This window comes from Clostridium coskatii (assembly GCF_001675205.1).
Classification (GTDB): domain Bacteria; phylum Bacillota; class Clostridia; order Clostridiales; family Clostridiaceae; genus Clostridium_B; species Clostridium_B ljungdahlii.
In genome coordinates this window covers 1-18,304 of sequence record NZ_LROR01000037.1, presented here as the reverse complement: position 1 = coordinate 18,304, position 18,304 = coordinate 1, and the positions used below count along the sequence as shown (strand labels likewise).

The 18,304-nt window shown below is 26.9% G+C and carries 15 protein-coding genes; all 15 read left to right on the top strand.

The window, feature by feature from the left end:
• Nucleotides 1-176: 176 nt before the first annotated feature.
• On the top strand, nucleotides 177-845 hold the full coding sequence (locus CLCOS_RS06625) for a sugar transferase (protein ID WP_153042914.1): 669 nt from the start codon (nucleotides 177-179) through the stop codon (nucleotides 843-845).
• Nucleotides 846-962: 117 nt separating this feature from the next.
• Nucleotides 963-2,339, top strand: coding sequence for a nucleotide sugar dehydrogenase (locus CLCOS_RS06620; protein ID WP_082853494.1), 1,377 nt, complete (start codon nucleotides 963-965; stop codon nucleotides 2,337-2,339).
• An 8-nt stretch (nucleotides 2,340-2,347) separates the two neighbouring features.
• Nucleotides 2,348-3,199 carry a glycosyltransferase family 2 protein gene (locus CLCOS_RS06615; protein WP_063600387.1) on the top strand — a complete coding sequence of 284 codons (852 nt, stop codon included), beginning with the start codon at nucleotides 2,348-2,350 and terminating at the stop codon, nucleotides 3,197-3,199.
• A 13-nt stretch (nucleotides 3,200-3,212) separates the two neighbouring features.
• Nucleotides 3,213-4,331, top strand: coding sequence for a glycosyltransferase family 4 protein (locus tag CLCOS_RS06610; protein ID WP_063600388.1), 1,119 nt, complete (start codon nucleotides 3,213-3,215; stop codon nucleotides 4,329-4,331).
• 21 nt (nucleotides 4,332-4,352) lie between these two features.
• Nucleotides 4,353-5,492, top strand: coding sequence for a glycosyltransferase (locus CLCOS_RS06605; protein WP_063600389.1), 1,140 nt, complete (start codon nucleotides 4,353-4,355; stop codon nucleotides 5,490-5,492).
• A gap of 194 nt (nucleotides 5,493-5,686) precedes the next feature.
• Nucleotides 5,687-6,286, top strand: coding sequence for an acyltransferase (locus CLCOS_RS06600; protein ID WP_192847880.1), 600 nt, complete (start codon nucleotides 5,687-5,689; stop codon nucleotides 6,284-6,286).
• Nucleotides 6,287-6,369: 83 nt separating this feature from the next.
• Entirely contained in the window at nucleotides 6,370-8,274 is a 1,905-nt protein-coding gene (locus tag CLCOS_RS06595) for an alginate lyase family protein (RefSeq protein WP_204524433.1), read from the top strand.
• An 11-nt stretch (nucleotides 8,275-8,285) separates the two neighbouring features.
• Nucleotides 8,286-10,415: a bi-domain-containing oxidoreductase gene (locus CLCOS_RS06590; RefSeq protein WP_063600392.1), complete on the top strand. Its 2,130-nt coding sequence runs from the start codon at nucleotides 8,286-8,288 to the stop codon at nucleotides 10,413-10,415.
• Nucleotides 10,412-11,803 (top strand): phenylacetate--CoA ligase family protein, encoded by a 1,392-nt coding sequence (locus CLCOS_RS06585; RefSeq protein WP_082853495.1) that lies wholly within the window; start codon nucleotides 10,412-10,414, stop codon nucleotides 11,801-11,803. Before CLCOS_RS06590 ends, CLCOS_RS06585 begins: the two co-directional genes overlap by 4 nt.
• 13 nt (nucleotides 11,804-11,816) lie before the next feature.
• Entirely contained in the window at nucleotides 11,817-13,322 is a 1,506-nt protein-coding gene (locus tag CLCOS_RS06580) for a DUF362 domain-containing protein (RefSeq protein WP_063600393.1), read from the top strand.
• A 120-nt stretch (nucleotides 13,323-13,442) separates the two neighbouring features.
• Nucleotides 13,443-13,643 carry a CapA family protein gene (locus CLCOS_RS23160; protein WP_082853496.1) on the top strand — a complete coding sequence of 67 codons (201 nt, stop codon included), beginning with the start codon at nucleotides 13,443-13,445 and terminating at the stop codon, nucleotides 13,641-13,643.
• 213 nt (nucleotides 13,644-13,856) lie between these two features.
• Complete coding sequence (locus tag CLCOS_RS06575) at nucleotides 13,857-15,137, top strand: glycosyltransferase family 4 protein (protein ID WP_063600394.1); 1,281 nt, start codon at nucleotides 13,857-13,859, stop codon at nucleotides 15,135-15,137.
• Nucleotides 15,138-15,166: 29 nt separating this feature from the next.
• Entirely contained in the window at nucleotides 15,167-16,096 is a 930-nt protein-coding gene (locus CLCOS_RS06570) for an NAD-dependent epimerase/dehydratase family protein (RefSeq protein WP_063600395.1), read from the top strand.
• 52 nt (nucleotides 16,097-16,148) lie between these two features.
• The gene (locus CLCOS_RS23155; RefSeq protein ID WP_063600396.1) at nucleotides 16,149-17,303 is read left to right on the top strand and encodes an EpsG family protein; all 1,155 of its coding nucleotides are present in this window, start codon (nucleotides 16,149-16,151) and stop codon (nucleotides 17,301-17,303) included.
• A gap of 152 nt (nucleotides 17,304-17,455) precedes the next feature.
• On the top strand, nucleotides 17,456-18,304 hold an 849-nt coding region (locus CLCOS_RS06560), incomplete at its 3' end, for a glycosyltransferase family 2 protein (protein WP_065080045.1).

Sequence of the window (18,304 nt, the reverse complement as noted above, 5' to 3'; positions counted from 1 at the left end):
AAATTTTTCATGAAACGTTTTATGATGGGTTTATTTTCGTAATGATTAAAATTGATGAGCTTAATATAATATATAAAATTAGTTCTAGATTTGAAGAAAGTGGCATATAGATATAAAGATTTTGTTTAAAAAAAGTGTTATGAGAGTTTGATTATTGTATAAGTAGGGGGGATTATATGACAGAACTGCAAAGTAGACCTATGGAAGTAACAGTAGAAAATATGGAAAAGTATGAAAAAAGTACTGCTTATTATTTTGTTAAAAGAAGTATGGATTTAATTTTATCTTTCATAGGTATCATTGCTTTTTCTCCTATGATGCTGATGGTGGCTATTGCAATCAAGCTGGATTCAAGGGGACCTGTTATATTTTCTCAAATGAGAGTGGGTATGAATGGAAAACCTTTTAAAATGTATAAATTTCGCTCCATGGTAGATGATGCAGAAGAGCTCTTGGATAATCTTAGAGGCAAAAATGAAATGACAGGACCTATGTTTAAGATAAAAAAAGATCCGAGAATTACAAGGGTAGGTAAGTTTATAAGAAGAACCAGCATTGATGAACTTCCTCAATTGTTCAATGTAATTAAAGGGGACATGTCACTTGTTGGTCCAAGACCTAACCTTCCACATGAGGTGATAAAGTTTACTGAGTATCAGAAGACTAAGCTTATTGTAAAACCAGGTCTTACGTGCTACTGGCAAGTTATGGGTAGAAGCAATATTGATTTTGAACAGTGGATGAAGCTTGATATTAAGTACATAGAGGATAGAAATACATTGCTTGATTTAAAGCTTATATTTAAGACTTTTGGGGTATTTTTTGGAGATGACGGAGCTGCATAGATATAAGAATTTTAATTAATATCAAAGTACTATGAATATGATCTGGCGGTTAAAGTATAAAGGCTTATCATAGTAATCTAATTAGAAGATACGTAATAATTAAAAGGGGAAAATTTGATGGAAATATTAAAAAATAATTTAAGCAATTTAAATATAATTAAAAATTTAAATGAAAATATTGATGAAGATAATATAAATAAAAGAGTGTGTATATTTGGACAAGGATTTGTAGGATTACCCCTTACTTTAAGTTTTGCTTTTAGAGGATGCAAGACCATAGGTGTGGATGTTGATGAAATGTTAGTAGCTAATACTAATAAAGGGTTAACGCATCATACAGAGAAGTTCTATGGAGTAACTATAACAGAAATATTAAATATGCAGTTACAGAGTGGACAATATAAGTCTACGGTAGATGGAGCAGCAGCAGTACGGGAGTGTAATAACATAATTGTAACTGTAGGTATTCCTATAAAAGATGGCAAATATATAATGGATTATTTAGAAAGTGCTTGTACAACTATAGGTCAAAATTTAAAAAAGGGCGATCTTGTTGTTATAAGAAGTACAGTAATACCAGGAACTACAGAAGAATTTATAATGCCAATACTAGAAAAAGAGTCAAAAATGAAGGCAGGAAAAGATTTTTACCTTGCCTATGCTTCAGAAAGAATTGCAGAAGGAAAAGCTTTTGAGGAGTTTGCCAATATGCCTACACTTGTTGGAGCTGTAAACCAAAATAGCTTAAACAGGGCAGCAGAACTTTTATCTGTGGTATGTAAAGCTGACATTATAAAAGCATCCTGCATAAAAGCAGTAGAAACATCAAAGGTATTTGAAAATGTTCAGAGAGATGTAAATATTGCCATGTCACAGGAATTTGCGAGATTTACAGAAGCATTAGGGATAGATATTTTTGAAGTAGTAAAGCTGGCAAATACACATAAAAGAGTAAATCTTTTGACACCGGGTCCTGGAGTAGGTGGATATTGTATACCTAATGCATATCATTATATAGCTCCAAAGGCAGAAGATATGGATGTGAATATGGAAATATTGAAGCTTGCGAGAAAGAAAAATGAAATAATACCAGAATTTATAGTAAATAAGTTAAAACAACTTTTAAGAGAGCAAGGAAAAGAAATTAAAAGTTGTAAAATAGCAGTTTTAGGACTGGCTATGAAAGATTATTCTAACGATGACAGAATAAGTCCGCCTATTGATATATGTAAGCTGCTTGTGAAGGTTGGGGCAGAAGTAAGGGCTTTTGATCCTGTAGTCCCTACAAAGTATAATTTTAAAGTAAAGTCAGAGAAAGAGGCTCTGCAAGATGCCGATGCGGTATTGATTTTAACAAAACAGTATAATATTAATTTTGATGATTATGAATACATGGCTAAGCTTATGAATGAGAAACCAGTATGTATAGATACCAAGGCAGTAGTGAATGCTGTGGAAGCTGGAAAATATGGCTTTTTATATTGGAGAATATAGGTGACTAAATGAATATTTCAATTATTTGTCCACTTTATAACGGAGAGAAATATGTAAAAAATTTAGATAAAAGCTTGAAAATGCAAAAAAAAGTTAATTTGGAATCTATAAATTATGTGCTAACTGAGAGTGTAGACAATACAGAATCAATACTAAAAGATTTAAAAGCTAAATATATACAAGTTAGTAAAAAGGAGTTTTCACATAGCTTAACAAGAGAAAAAGCTGCAATGGAAGCTAAAGGGGATATTATTGTATTCATAACACAAGATGTAATAATTAGGGATGAATGTTGGCTGTACAATCTAACCAAAGATATAGCAGCAAAAAAATGTGAAGCAGCTTTTAGCAGGCAAGTTTGTGAAAGTGAAGGAATTGAGAGATATATAAGGCCTAAAAATTATCCTGAAGAGTCAAGAATTGTATCTAAAAAGGATATAGAAAAATTAGGACTTATGACTTTTTTCTTTTCAGATGCATCATCAGCTATAAAAAAGGATGTATTTGTAAGATTAAATGGATATGATAGTAAGAAGTTGGTTATAAGTGAGGACATGTATTTAGCATATAAGATAATTATGAATAATTATAGAATAAAATATTGTGCTGATTCTATAATCATTCATTCACATAATTTTACGTTAAAACAGCTGTATAAAAGATATTATGACACAGGCACGTTTTTTAAAGAGAATAGTTATTTACAAAGATATAATGCTAATAGAAGTGGAATTGCATTGACTAAGTATGTTTTTAAGCAGTCAATTAAAAATAGGGATTATAAAACGCTTTTGAATATAGTACCTAATTTTGCGGCCAGGTTTATTGGTATGCAAATGGGAAAAACAAGTAAAGAATAATGGGAGATTTTATATGAAACGCATTTTATATTTGATTACAACTCAACAAAAAGATGGACCAGGCAATGTTTTAATTAATATAGTTAATAATATTAATAGGACAAAGTATATACCGATTATTGCATATATGTATTATAAAAAAGATGCTATAGAAAGTATAAAAGATTTTGTAAAAGATGATATTGATATTGTTGATTTAAATATGAAATCTTTATTTAGAGGATGGCTTGATTTTAGGGTAATATTCAAAATACGTATAATAATTAAGAAATATCATATTGATATTATACATATGCACCTTCATAGACCTATAATATTTGGAACTATCGCATCAGGAAAGAGATGTAAAAAAATAGCTACAATTCACAATCAAGAGCCTCATCAAAATCCAAGTTCTGCATTTGAATATGTTGTAAATAAGTTAGAAAATTATACACTAAAGAGGTGTGACTATATAACAACAGTATCAAAAGCAGTTAAAAATTCTATAATTAAGTGTTATAAATTGAATAGTAACAGAATCAATGTGATTTATAATTGTATAAATGAAAATAAGTATTCTTTTGAAAGTATAAATTTAAAACAAAAATTTAATTTGAACAGAAAAGATGTATTAGTAGCATCTATTGGTAGATTAGAGCCACAAAAGGGAATAGATTGTTTAATAGAAGCTAGTAAAATTTTAAAAGAAAATGGTGTTAACAATTTTAAAGTTTTGATAATTGGAGAAGGAAGTTTAGAAAAAAAATTAAGATTATTAGTTAAAGATAGTAATTTGGAAGATTTAATTATTTTTACGGGATATATATGTGATATTAATAGTATATTAGATCAAATAGATATTATGGTAATGTCTTCTATGTTTGAGGGATTAGGGTTATCATTAATAGAAGCAATGGCTCATAAAATTCCATGTATTGGTACAAATGTTGGGGGAATTCCAGAAGTAATAGGAAATGATGGAATAATAGTTGATAAGGCTAATCCTGTAAGTTTAGCGAATGCTATAAAAGATCTATTAGAAGATGATAGAAAGAGAAAAAATATTGGTGAAAGGTTATATAATAGATATAATAAAGTGTTTACATATAAAAAGATGATTAGTGAATATGAGAGTTTGTATGATAGGTGACATATAGGAGTGATTATAGAAATGAAAAAGATAATTATGTGTGAACATCTTGGGTTTGACAGCGAATTTAAACTAGGTGGTCATCATTATGCGGAAAGCTTTTCTAAAGAACATTATGATGTATTGTGGTTATGCCCTGTATATAATGAATTAATATATTTAAAAGACAAAGACTTATATAAAAAGAGAAAAGGAATCAATAAAAAACCTTTTAAGAAAATAGATTCTATTAGTACATATGCACCATATTCGTTGATATTGTACGGAAATTATAAATTTTTAAATACTAAATTAATAAATAAACTAAGTATTGATCTTACATTGCCAAATTTATATAAAACTTTAAGTGAAAATAAATTTCAAGAAGTAGACATATTATGGATTACAAATATAAAATATTATCCTCTAATACAAAATGTAAAATATAAGAAATTAATTTATAGGTGTTCAGATAATCAAGAGGAGTTTAATACTACATGTAAAAGTATGGTTGAAATAGAAAATGAAATTATAAAGAAGTCAGATATAGTGTTTGTAACATCACGTAATTTAATTGAGAAAAAGAGAAAGGTAAGAGAAGATCTTGTGTACTTGCCTAATGGAGTTGAACTAAATAATTTTATTAGGGATAAATATGTTATGCCTAAAGAATTTAAAAATAATCCAAGAAAAAAATGTATTTATATAGGTGCAATTGATTATTGGTTTGATTTAAAACTTGTAAAAAAATGTGCTGACAATTTAAAAAATATTGATTTTTATCTTATTGGACCGTGGAAAATAGATTTATCATCTTTAAAAAAATATGATAATATTCATTTATTAGGTAAAAAAGATTATAAAGAAATACCTAATTATTTATATTATAGTGATGTTTCAATAATTCCATTTGAAGTAAGTGCGCTTACTGATTCAATAACACCAATAAAACTCTATGAATATATGAGTGTAGGTCTTAATGTAGTATCTACAAATTTTAAAGAAATGGAACATATAAATAGTCCTGCTTATATTGGAAAAAATTATAATGAGTTCTGCGATTATATATTATTAGCAATTCAAAATAAAGAGAAAAATAAAGAAAAAAATATTGAATTTGCTAAAAGCAATACTTGGGAGAAAAGATTTGAGAAAATAAAAAAGTATATTGAAAAAGATTGATATGAAAATCAAAAAGTTATTTGTAGCATTTATGTAAATATGATTATTACATTTTTGGATAGATTTGTTTGAGACAGCTTTGGATAGTCTAAATATTACATTTTACTTTGAACAATGGAATGAAATAAAGAAAGCATATGTAATATTTTAAGCATATATAAGGAGAAGCTATGAACAAATATATTAAATATTTTTTGAGTATTTCGTTATTGAAGAGTATATATTATAGTTTTAAATTCAAAGGAAAAATTCTAATTGGTCATAATACAAAAATTCAGGCGGATAAAAATGGCAGAATTATAATTAATAAAGATGGATACTTAACTATTGGAGTTAAAACTAATTTACCTCAAGGTACAATATTAGAAATGGGAAAAGATTCCATTATAAAAGTTAATGGAAAGGTACATTTATATAAGGGTAGTAAAATTGTTATAGGTAATAATGCAATTTTAGAAATAGGTGATGGTACTTTTATAAATGAACATAGCAAATTAGTTTGTCAAAAAAAAATTTGTATTGGAGATAATTGTGCTATAGGATGGAACGTTAATATATTAGATACAGACTATCACAATTTAATAAACAATGGAAAAGAAAATATAAAGAATAAAAGTATTATTATAGGTAATCATGTTCGGATTGGTTGTAATTGTACAATTCTTAAAGGTATAGAGATTGGCAGTAATTCAGTAATTGGGGCACAGAGTTTGGTTAATAGAAATATATTATCTAATACTTTAAATGTAGGCAATCCATGTAGCAAAATAAAAGATACTGTAAATTGGAAATAAAGTTGTTTTATAAGAGGCATTTGTATCCTATGAAGATAATCACAAAGTTTCAAAAACTAAAATCTTTAACATTCAAACAGTTTATGAAAAAAGTTATAAGAAAGTTAAATAAGAAGATTTATTATTTTTATAGAAGAATAAGAGTTGCAGATAATTCCAGTATGTTAGAGGATTCTTTTTTTTATAACTTTAGCAGTAACTGTAATTTTTTATATAATGTAAAAAAAATAAAATGGTATTGTGTTAATTTAGAAGAAATGGATTTGTTTAATTCCATAATTACATCAGCTGATAACATTTGTAATCACAAATTTAATTTGTTAGGCTCAGAGCAAAAATATTTAGGTGGATCTCTTCCGTGGAATGAGGATTTTAAGACAGGTTATAATTGGAAAAGTAAGTTTTATAAAAATATAAAAATAGTAAATTTACTAAATAATGCAGATGTAAAAGTCCCTTGGGAGCTTTCAAGATTTCAACACATATTTACCATTGGAAAAGCCTACTGGATAACTAATGATGAAAAATATGCTTTGGAATTTAAAGAAGAAGTAGAAGATTGGATAGAAAAAAATCTTGTTGAGATGTCTGTAAATTGGACCTGTACTATGGATGTTGCTATAAGGGCGGTGAATTTAATCTGTGGGTATTTTTTCTTTGAAAAATCCAGTAGCATAGACAGTGAATTTTGGGTTCAGTTTAATAAATTATTGTATCTTCATGGTAGGTTTATATTTAAGAATCTTGAAAATGAAGGGCAGCATAATGGAAACCATTATTTATCGGATTTAACTGGATTAATATGGCTTGGAATATATTTTGATGATTTTGCTGTAGATGATAAAGAGAAAAAAAATAATCCTAAAGATTGGCTTCAATTGGGATTGAAGGAATTTGAAAATGAAATAAAAAATGAAGTAAATGAAGATGGAACGGATTATGAAGCTTCTACATCGTATCATAGACTTGTAACTGAATTATTTTTAACTACTACAATTTTATGTGATAAAAATAATATACATTTTACAAAGGAATACAAGGAAAAGCTTGATAAAATGTGTGAATTTATAATGAATATAACAAAGCCTAATGGATTATCACCAGTAATAGGTGATGCTGATGATGGAAGATTATTAATAGTATCTAATTATGAAAATTGGGAAAAAAGAAATTTTGCGCATATCTTAGCTGTCGCAGGAGAATATTTTGACAGAGATGACTTTAGATATATAGGTAGAGACTTTAAAGAAGATGCATTATGGATTATAGAAAATTTTAAGAAATCAGAGGTAATGCCTAAGTTATCATCAAAAGCTTATCACAAAGGTGGCTATTACATATTAAGGGATGATAGAATTTATTGTTTAATAAGATGTGGAGAATTATCTTGCAGAGGTGAAGGTGAACATAGCCATAATGATCAATTGAGCATTGAATTAAATGTTAATGGGGAGGATTTTATTGTAGATCCAGGAACTTATGTTTACACTTCTGATTATAATATGAGAAATTTGTTTAGAAGTACAAAGATGCATAATACCTTACAAATTGGTAATTGTGAACAAAATGATTTTGATAAATATGACTTATTTTATATGAAGGAACAGACTTTTGCAAAATGTTTGAAGTTTAACCAGACTACATTTTTAGGTGAGCATTATGGATATAAGGAAAAATTTAACTTAGTTCATCAAAGAATGATAAATTTATATGAAGATGAATTAAATGTGGAAGATAAACTTATAGGAAATGAAATTAGTGGTAAAATTTATATAAATTTTATCTTGGATTATGGTGTAGAAACTGTAGAACACCAAAATGGAATTGAATTAATTAAAAATAATAAGAAAATCTTTATTAAATTTAAAAATTCGTATAATATAATTGATACTTATTTGTCATACAATTATGGGCAAAAATTAAAAACGAAGAAAATTAGCATTCAATTAGAAGAATGTCATAGTGAGATAAAATTTATTTGTTGCTAGGAGTGGATTATATGAAACAGGTATTAGTAAAACAAGGACAGACAATAGTAGATAATATACCAGCACCTGTAGTTTCAGATAATGGTGTTTTAGTTAAAGTCTTATATTCCTGTATTAGTGCAGGAACAGAGATGATGGGTGTTAATGAATCGGGAAAGTCTATTATAAAAAAGGCTATGGAACAGCCTGAAAAAGTAAAAAAAGCCTTAAATATGTTTAAGAATCAGGGAATTAGTTCAGTATTAAATAAAGTTAAAAATATGGAATCAGCAAAACCTACAGGTTATAGTGCATCAGGGATAATATTAGGTTTAGGTAAAAATGTTAAGGATCTAAAAGTAGGTGATAGGGTAGCTTGTGCAGGGGCAGGACTTGCTAATCATGCAGAATACATAGATGTACCTAGAAATCTTGTTATGAGAGTCCCTGATAAACTTAATATGGATTTGGCAGCTACAGTTACAGTTGGTGGTATTGCAATGCAGGGAGTTAGAAGAGCAGATTTAAGACTTGGAGAAACTGCAGCTGTAATTGGAATGGGAATAATGGGACAACTTTCAGTTCAGATGTTAAAAACTTCAGGATGTAAAGTTATTGGAATAGATATTGATGATAGAAGATTGTCTATTGCAAAGGAAACGGGATGTAATTTTGTTATGAATTCTTCTAAAGTTGATGCAATTAAAGAAGTGGATAAAATTACAGAAGGTTATGGAGTGGATGCAGTAATAATAACAGCGGCAGCAAATTCAAATGAAATATTATCTGAAGCTTTTAACATATGCAGAAGAAAGGGAAAAGTTGTACTTGTAGGTGTTGTTGGAAATCAATATAAGAGAGAGGATATGTATGAAAAAGAGTTGGATTTTATAATTTCAACTTCTTATGGGCCGGGAAGATATGATTCTAATTATGAAGAAAAGGGAATTGATTATCCTTATGCATATGTAAGATGGACTGAAAACAGAAATATGGAGGAATATTTAAAACTTTTATCAGAGAGTAAAGTAGATTTAAAACCGCTAATTGAAAGAGTATATTCTATAGATGAAGCACCAAAAGCTTATAATGAATTAAAAGATTCCAAAGATAAACCATTGATTGTATTATTAAAATATAGTCAAGAGAATAAAGATAATATAGAAAGAAAAGTTTATATAAATAGTACCAAGGCGGTAAAAAAGGATGATAAAATAAATGTTGCAGTAGTAGGTGTAGGTGGATTTGCTAAAGGAATGCATCTACCAAATTTGAAAAAGTTAGATAACATATATAACATTTATGCTATTATGAGTAGAACAGGAACTAATGCAAAGGCAATAGCAGAACAATATGGTGCTGCTTATGCTACCACAGATTACAGTGAAATATTAAATGACTCTAATGTAGATATGATTATGATTTGTACAAGGCATAATCTTCATACAGATATGTCAATTGAAGCAATGAAAAAAGGCAAGTCAGTGTTTGTAGAGAAACCTATGGCACTTAATGAAGAAGAAATGGATAGGGTATTAGAGACCATAAATGAAACTAATGTACCATATACTATAGGTTTTAACAGGAGATTTTCGAAATATGCAGTTGAAGCAAAAAATCATATTGCAAATAGAATAAATCCTATGATAATAAATTATCAGATGAATGCTGGTTATATTCCATTAGACCATTGGGTGCATACAGAAGAAGGTGGCGGACGTATTATAGGCGAAGGATGCCACATATTTGATTTATTTAATTATTTTACAGATTCAAAAGTAACAAGTGTATCTGTAGATAGTATTGATTCTAAAAGCAAAAATATCTCTCCGAGGGATAATGTAGTGGCTACATTAAAATATGATGATGGTTCATTGTGTACACTTACATATACGTCCATTGGAAATGGCAGCTATCCAAAGGAATTTTGTCAAATTTATTGTGATGGCAAAATTATAACTATAGATGATTATAAAAAACTAAATGGTTATGGTGTTAAGTTACAAAATATAGAAAGTAAAGCTTCTGAGAAGGGACAGTATGAGGAATTGGTAGAATTTGCAAAGGCAATAAAAGAAGGAAAAAATTATAGTATACCTATTTGGCAGTTAGAACAGGCAACAAAGGTAAGTTATTTAGTCGAGCAGGAGTTGGTTAAGTGATAATAAAAGAAATTGCAAAGAAATCACCATACTTTATTCAACGACCAATAAGAAGTATATATGGAATAATACCTTATTATAAAAAGTTGGGAAAAATATTTAAAAATACTTATGATTTTCTGGGAAAGTCTCAGTATTGGAACAAAGAACAACTTGAACAATATCAAGTAGAACAATTAAAAAATTTACTAGTTCATTCCTACAATAATGTTCCATATTATTGCAAGCTTTTTAATGAATGTGGATTTAATGTTGAGAAATTTAAATATTTAGATGACATTGACAAAATTCCATTTTTGACAAAAGATTTAGTTATGAAAAATACTAAGGATTTAATGGCAAAAAATTTTAAAAAGTCGGATTTTATATATTCTTCTACAGGGGGAACTACAGGGAAACAAATGAGGTTTTTTACACAAAAAAATTTTTCCGCTAGTAGAGAATGGGCTTTTATGATAACTCAATGGTCAAGAATAGGATTTGATTATAAAAATTCAAGGAGAATTATTTTAAGAAATCAAGTTCTGCCGAAAGGTAGGCTGTGGATTTGGGATAACTGTCAAAGATCACTAGTTGTAGATACGTATCATTTAACAGATGAAAACATAAAGAAAATAATTGATAGACTAAATTATGAAAAAAATCCATATATACATACGTATCCATCTGCAGTAGCTATAATTTGCGATTACATCAAAAGAACAGGATATGGATTAACTTATGATTTAAAGGGAGTCTTAGCAAGTTCTGAGAACATTTATGTAGGTCAAAGAGAGCTAATTGAGAGTACATTAAATACTAGAATGTTTAGTTGGTATGGCCACAGTGAACAGTGTATATTAGCAGGAGAATGTGAAAGATCTAATAAATATCACATTTTTAGTGAATACGGATATACGGAATTAATTGATAATAAAGGTAATGTTATAAGAGATAATGGTATAAAAGGTGAACTTGTGGGTACAAGCTTTAATAATTATGTTATGCCATTTATAAGATATAAAACTGAAGATTATGCTTGTTATTCACAAGATCAAAATTGTAAGTGTGGTAGAAACTACAAGTTATTAGATTCTGTGGAAGGACGTTGGCTTCAGGAAATGATTATTACTTCAAAAGGCAACAAGATATCAATAACCGCTATGAATATGCATTCTGATATTTTTGATAACGTGAAGAATTTTCAATTTTATCAAGATACACCTGGGGTTTGTATTATAAATATTGTTAAGAAAAGTAGCTATACTGTTAAAGATGAAAATGTAATTTATCGAGAATTATCAAAAAAACTTGGAAATGATGTAATTCTTAAATTTAATTATGTTAATAATATAGAAAGAACTAAAGGTGGGAAGTACAGATTTTTAATACAAAAAATAAAAACTTAAGAGGGTATGTTTGATGGAGAATAATATTCTTAGTAATGGGCTAGTTGGTATATATGAAAATAGAGATGTAAATAAATATTTTGAAGAGGCACCATTTAATCCATCTGAAAAGTACAGTGAGTATAAATTTAAAGATTGTATAAGTTTAAGTAAAAATTATATATATAGTAGTGTGCGTGAATGCTTAAAGTTATTAAATTTAGATATAAAAAATTATAATAAAGAAAACTGGAATCCATTAAAAACTATAATTAAACCTGGAGATAAAGTTGTTATTAAGCCTAATTTTGTTTTAGATAAACATAATTATGGTGGAAATATTTGGTCCATTATAACTCATCCAAGTATTATTAGAGCTATAGTAGATTACGTATATATAGCTTTAAATGGTAAAGGACATATAATTATTGCTGATGCACCTCAGGCGGATTGTGATTTTAATAATTTTTTAAAAATATCTAAGATAGAAACTATAAAAAAACTTTATAAGGAGAAAGTTAATTTTGATATTGAAATTTATGATTTAAGACAAGTCAGATATGTAGTCAATCATCATGGATTTTTAGATAGCAATTCTAGAATTTATCAAAATGGAGATCCGTTAGGTTATGAGGTAGTTGATTTAACAAGCAAAAGTGAATTTAGTACTTTAAATAATTATGATAAGATTTATGGTGCTGATTATGATAGATCAGAAACAATAAAGCACCATACCAAAGATAAAAATGAATATTGTATTTCTAAAACAGTTCTCTCTGCTGATGTAATTATTTCTGTCCCTAAAATAAAAACACATAGAAAAGCAGGGGTTACTTTAAATCTTAAAAATTTGGTAGGGATAAATGGAAATAAAAATTATCTTCCACATTTTCAAATTGGGACACCTGAAAATGGAGGAGATGAATTTCCACAACTTAATAATAAGCAAAAAATAGTTTTTTATACAAATAGAAAATTAATAGATAAATTGTTAGCAAGACCTAATCTAATTAAGGATAAAATATATGGGACTTCAAAGTTTTTGTATAAGTTTATTAAAAAAATGCTAAAGATTAATATAGAAACAAAGAATGTTATATCAGCTGGTAATTGGTATGGAAATGATACTACGTGGAGAATGGTGGTAGACCTAAATAAAATTTTAATATATTCAGATAAAGTTGGCAATATGCGAAATATTCCTCAAAGAAGATTTATATCTTTTGTAGATGGAATTATTGCAGGTGAAGGAGAAGGTCCACTCATTCCAGATTCTAAGCCTTGTGGCATTATTGCGTGTGGTTTCAACCCCTATGTTGTTGATATTACTTTAACTAAATTAATGGGGATAAATTATAAAAAACTTAAAAAATTTCAAGCAATAAACAAGTTAATTAATTTTAGGATATTTAATTGCGATATTGATAAAGTTGTTATTAAATCAAATAATAGTAGATATGAGTGTCTATTAAAGAATGATAGTGATAAATTTTTACAATTTAAACTTCCCAGGGGCTGGAGGAATAAAATTGAATTATAAAATTTGTTAAATTTTTTAATAATTATAATTGTATGACTTTCAATCTTGAAACAACAATTTCTAATAATGATGGGATAAAAATGGATTTATAGGTGCTTATAATTCATTTAATGTAACAAAATTAATATCAGCTTAATTCCATCACAAACTCCAAAACAAGTTAGAATAGCATATAAACTTGTTGACTATGGGGCTAGTATGATTTTAGAACACTATCCTCATGTAATACAAGCATATGAAATTTATAAAAATTTTTTTATTACTTATTTACTGAGCAATTTCCAAATTTGTACACATAAATTTGATTTAAATACAAAGTAGGTAAATATGGTTGAAATTAACTTTCAAGATGATCAGATAAGTTTTAATATTATACCAATATATATTAACAATAACGTACCAAATATATTATTAAGAATGAAAATAAGAAATATGGCATATATAAAAGTATTATTAAAAATAATAAAATACAAAAAAGGTTTAATAAAATTTATATAATGATTATTGATATTAACTTAATACGTGGAGGTAGATATGAAAGTTTTATGGCTATGTAACATTCCATTACCAGATGTTTCAAAAGCATTAGGTGTACCTGAAATAAATTTAGGAGGTTGGCTTGTTGGATTATCAAATGACTTAAAAGCACAGGATGATGTAGAACTAAGTATTTCATTCTTATTGAAAAATATAAATTATATAAAAAAAATAAAAGCTAATAATATAAATTATTATGCAGTTCCACAAGAAACTAAATCTTTGGACAAGTATGATATGCTATTGAAATCAAAATTTGGGAAACTATTAGATATGGTAAAGCCTGATCTAGTTCATATATGGGGAACGGAATATCCCCATGCTCTATCAATGGCAAGTATATGTAAAAAGAAATTTATAAAAACTGTTATATCCATACAAGGCATTTGCAAAATTAATAGTAGCGTATATCATTATTTTGCCAGTTTACCATTTAGAGTACGAGTGGGATTTACATTAAGAGATTTAATAAGAAAAGATAATTTATTATTAAGTCAAAGAAGAAATTTTAATAAAGGTATTAAATTTGAAACTGAAATTTTAAAAAAGGCAAGTTTTATTATAGGAAGGACATCAATGGATAAGGCGTATATAAGTCAGGTAAATCCAAAAGCTAGATATTATTTTTGCAATGAGACATTAAGAGATGAGTTTTATAAGCATGAATGGAATGTTAACAATTGCATAAGACATTCTATTTTTATTAGTCAAGCAATAGTACCTTTAAAAGGATTGCATTTTATGCTTGAAGCTATGCCCAAGATAATAAAGGTATATTCAGATGTAAAGCTTTATGTAGCTGGAAAAGATGTTACAAGAAGTAATGGATCGTTTAAAGAGAAGATGAAAATAACGTATTATGGAAAATACATAAAAGAGTTAATAAAAAAGCATAATCTAAAAAATCATGTAATTTTTACTGGAAATTTAGATGAAAAGCAAATGTGTAATAAATTTTTAAAAAGTAATGTATTTGTATGTTCTTCTAGTATTGAAAATTCACCTAATTCTTTAGGTGAAGCAATGTTGTTAGGTGTTCCATGTGTAAGTTCGGATGTAGGGGGAGTTAAAGATATGCTTGAACATAATAAAGAGGGATATATATATCAGCATGATGCTCCATATATGTTAGCATATTATATATGTAAAATATTTAAAGATGATAAATTAGCATATTATTTTTCAAAAAATGCAAGACAACATGCAAAAAAAACTCATAGCAAAGAAGAAAATTTAATGACTATGTTAAATATATACAAAGAAATAATTAATGAATAATAATAATTTTTATATGAGGCGATGATTTGATGAAGGTATTAGTTACAGGTGGGGCAGGTTTTATAGGTTCCCATATTGTCGATACGATGATAGAAAAAGGTTATGAAGTATGCATTATAGATAATATGTCACATGGAAAAGAACGAAATATTAATAATGAAGCTAAATTATATAAAATGGATATCAGAGATTCTAAAGTAATTGATATATTTCAAATAGAAAAACCAGATTATGTTATTCATGAAGCTGCACAAATATGTGTTAATAATTCAATAACTAATCCAGTAGAAGATGCTGAGATAAATATTATAGGTACAATTAATGTATTAGAAGGATGTAAGAATGCTGGTGTTAAAAAGATAATTTATCCAGCATCAGCAGCTATATTTGGAAATCCTAAGTATTTGCCAATAGATGAAAATCATCCATTAGGTATGATATCTCAATACGGCGTGACAAAACATGCTGTTGAGCATTATCTAAGAGTATATAAGTATCTTTATGGAATAGATTATGTATGTTTAAGATATTCTAATGTCTATGGACCAAGGCAAGATTCATCAGGAGAAGGAGGGGTTGTATCAATATTCTGTGATAAGGTGAGAAAAGGAGAAACTCCTATAATATATGGCAGTGGTCAACAGATAAGGGATTTTGTTTACGTAAAAGATGTAGTAAGGGCTAATATAATGGCTTTAGAATCTGAAAAGTCAGGGATATATAATGTTTGCACTAATACAAAAATTACAATAAATGAATTACTAATATGTATAGAAAAAATTTTTAATGTAGATATAGATCCTAGACATGTGAAAGAAAGGAAAGGAGATATAAGAGATAGTTATATGAGTTATGAGAAGATATATAAAGAGCTCGGATGGAAGCCTCAATATAAGTTAATAGATGGAATAAATGGAATAAAAAATCACTTAAAATTTCTAAGCATAGATAAATTTTAGACGCTTAAAATATATAAATTAAAAAATCAAGTTTCGATTATAGGAGAATAAAATGATAGTTATATTTTTATCATACATATTTTTATTTGTTATCTCTTTTTTGTTTACAAGAAAAAAAATTAATATTTATTTTTTTATAGTTAGTTTAACTTTTGCGATTATTGCATTTTTTTTTATACCTAATGAATACTTTGACTTATATAGACATTACGCTATAATTGATATATTCAGACAATATGGGTGGAATATTGGAGTCAGTAATAGTGAATTTCCTTCATTAATAATAGCTAACGTACTTTTTTATTTAATTAGTTTTTTACCAGCAAAGGGATTTTTACCAGCAATTACTGCATTTGTTACTTATTATTTGCTACTTAATATAATATATAAAGTAGCAATTAGATATGATCTTGCTAAAAAAGATATTTTATTAGCTGCTTTCTTTTTTGTGAGTACATTAAATTATGTTGGACTCATTAGTGGAATTAGGAATGGTCTTGCAATTGCATTGTTTACTTATTTTCTTTATATGGATTTGGTTGAAAATAGAAATAAAATTTTATGTTGGATTATGTATATCTTGCTTTGCTTTTTACATTTAAGTGTTCTAATATTATTATTATTTAGAATTATAGTCCAGTTTAATAATAAATTTATTAGAATAATAGTTATGTTTTTTTCGTTAACGTGGTCTTTGTTTCTTGTGAATATAGTTGATATTATAAGTAGATTTAGCAATTTAAAAATATTTTATGAATTTCAACAGAAAATTCAGATATATGGAATTGATCATCAATACAATACTTACTCATATTCAGTTGCAGTACCAATAATTACTCTTATAGGTATACTTATAACTTATATATTTTTTTTACATATAAATAAAAATAAATATATAGAAATGAAAGTATATTTTAATTATATAACATTGATAATCACGTTTTGTATCGGTTGTATTAATTATTATAGATTAATAGTGACATTTGTATCTATGATATGCTTTTTATCAGTTACTTTTATTGAGCTTTTAAATTGTAGTAATACTTTAAAAGCTCAAGTAAAAAAAATTAATAATTTTAATACAATGTATAAAATAAAGATAAGATGGACAAACTGTATTTTTACATTAGTTATTATTGGGATTTCAATGTATAGTATGTTTATTTATTTTAGATATCAGTATTTAACAGTAGTTTTTAAAATATAAATAACAATTAAAATTAATTATATTAAGAAATTCTTAGTGTAGAGTCAGGGAGAAATACCTATTTAAATTTGAGAAAAAATATGTTATGTGAAAATGCTTGTATGAGAAACTAGATACATAATGCTTAAATATAAACTTGGAGTTGATAATTAGTGAGTAATCATAAACCATTAGTAAGTGTTATAGTGCCAGCATATAATCATGAAAAGTTTGTGGGTGAATGTATAGAAAGTATAATAAAACAAACTTATGAAAATATAGAACTAATAATAGTAAATGATGGATCAAAAGATAACACGTCTCAAGTTGTAAAAAAATATGAAAATAAATGTAAACAAAGATTTAATAGATTTATTTTTATAGATAAAAAAAATGAGGGAATATGTAAAACTTTAAACAGAGGCATAAAAGAGAGTTCTGGAAAATATATTTGCTTTCTTGCTTCAGATGATTTAATGTTAAATAGTTGTATAAATGATTTAGTTAACTATTATATTAATAATAGTGTAGAAAGAATAATTTGTAATTTTTATTTATATCATTATAACATAAATACAAAAGAACTATATTATAATGAAAATCCTAAATGGGTAAATTATATGAACTTAAATAGACAAAAATTTTATATAGAAAATTTGTTACAAAATCAAATAACTACATTTGGAATGTATTGTAGAACTGTATTTGATAAAGTTGGATTATTTGATGAAAGTTTATTGATTGAAGATTGGGATATGAATTTGAGATTAATAAATAAAGATATTAAATTAGGGTATGTTTCTAAACCTTTATATTATTATAGAAAACATAGTAAAAATATTTCAAGTAATATTAATAGCTATAAATTTATGTTAAAAGGTTGCTTACAGATAATTAGGAAAGTAGAAAATGATGATAGTATAACTTTTAGAAATAAAGAAAAAGTGATAAGTAAAGCAAAAAGTAATAAATATATAGGTGCGGCAATATTTTTAAAAAAAATTAAAGATATACATTATAAA

What these genes read in the sequence shown, in the direction of transcription:
- CLCOS_RS06625 (WP_153042914.1), top strand. Translation starts at nt 177, where the DNA reads ATGACAGAACTGCAAAGTAGACCTATGGAAGTAACAGTAGAAAATATG.
- CLCOS_RS06620 (WP_082853494.1), top strand. Translation starts at nt 963, where the DNA reads ATGGAAATATTAAAAAATAATTTAAGCAATTTAAATATAATTAAAAAT.
- CLCOS_RS06615 (WP_063600387.1), top strand. Translation starts at nt 2,348, where the DNA reads ATGAATATTTCAATTATTTGTCCACTTTATAACGGAGAGAAATATGTA.
- CLCOS_RS06610 (WP_063600388.1), top strand. Translation starts at nt 3,213, where the DNA reads ATGAAACGCATTTTATATTTGATTACAACTCAACAAAAAGATGGACCA.
- CLCOS_RS06605 (WP_063600389.1), top strand. Translation starts at nt 4,353, where the DNA reads ATGAAAAAGATAATTATGTGTGAACATCTTGGGTTTGACAGCGAATTT.
- CLCOS_RS06595 (WP_204524433.1), top strand. Translation starts at nt 6,370, where the DNA reads ATGAAAAAAGTTATAAGAAAGTTAAATAAGAAGATTTATTATTTTTAT.
- CLCOS_RS06590 (WP_063600392.1), top strand. Translation starts at nt 8,286, where the DNA reads ATGAAACAGGTATTAGTAAAACAAGGACAGACAATAGTAGATAATATA.
- CLCOS_RS06580 (WP_063600393.1), top strand. Translation starts at nt 11,817, where the DNA reads ATGGAGAATAATATTCTTAGTAATGGGCTAGTTGGTATATATGAAAAT.
- CLCOS_RS06575 (WP_063600394.1), top strand. Translation starts at nt 13,857, where the DNA reads ATGAAAGTTTTATGGCTATGTAACATTCCATTACCAGATGTTTCAAAA.
- CLCOS_RS06570 (WP_063600395.1), top strand. Translation starts at nt 15,167, where the DNA reads ATGAAGGTATTAGTTACAGGTGGGGCAGGTTTTATAGGTTCCCATATT.
- CLCOS_RS23155 (WP_063600396.1), top strand. Translation starts at nt 16,149, where the DNA reads ATGATAGTTATATTTTTATCATACATATTTTTATTTGTTATCTCTTTT.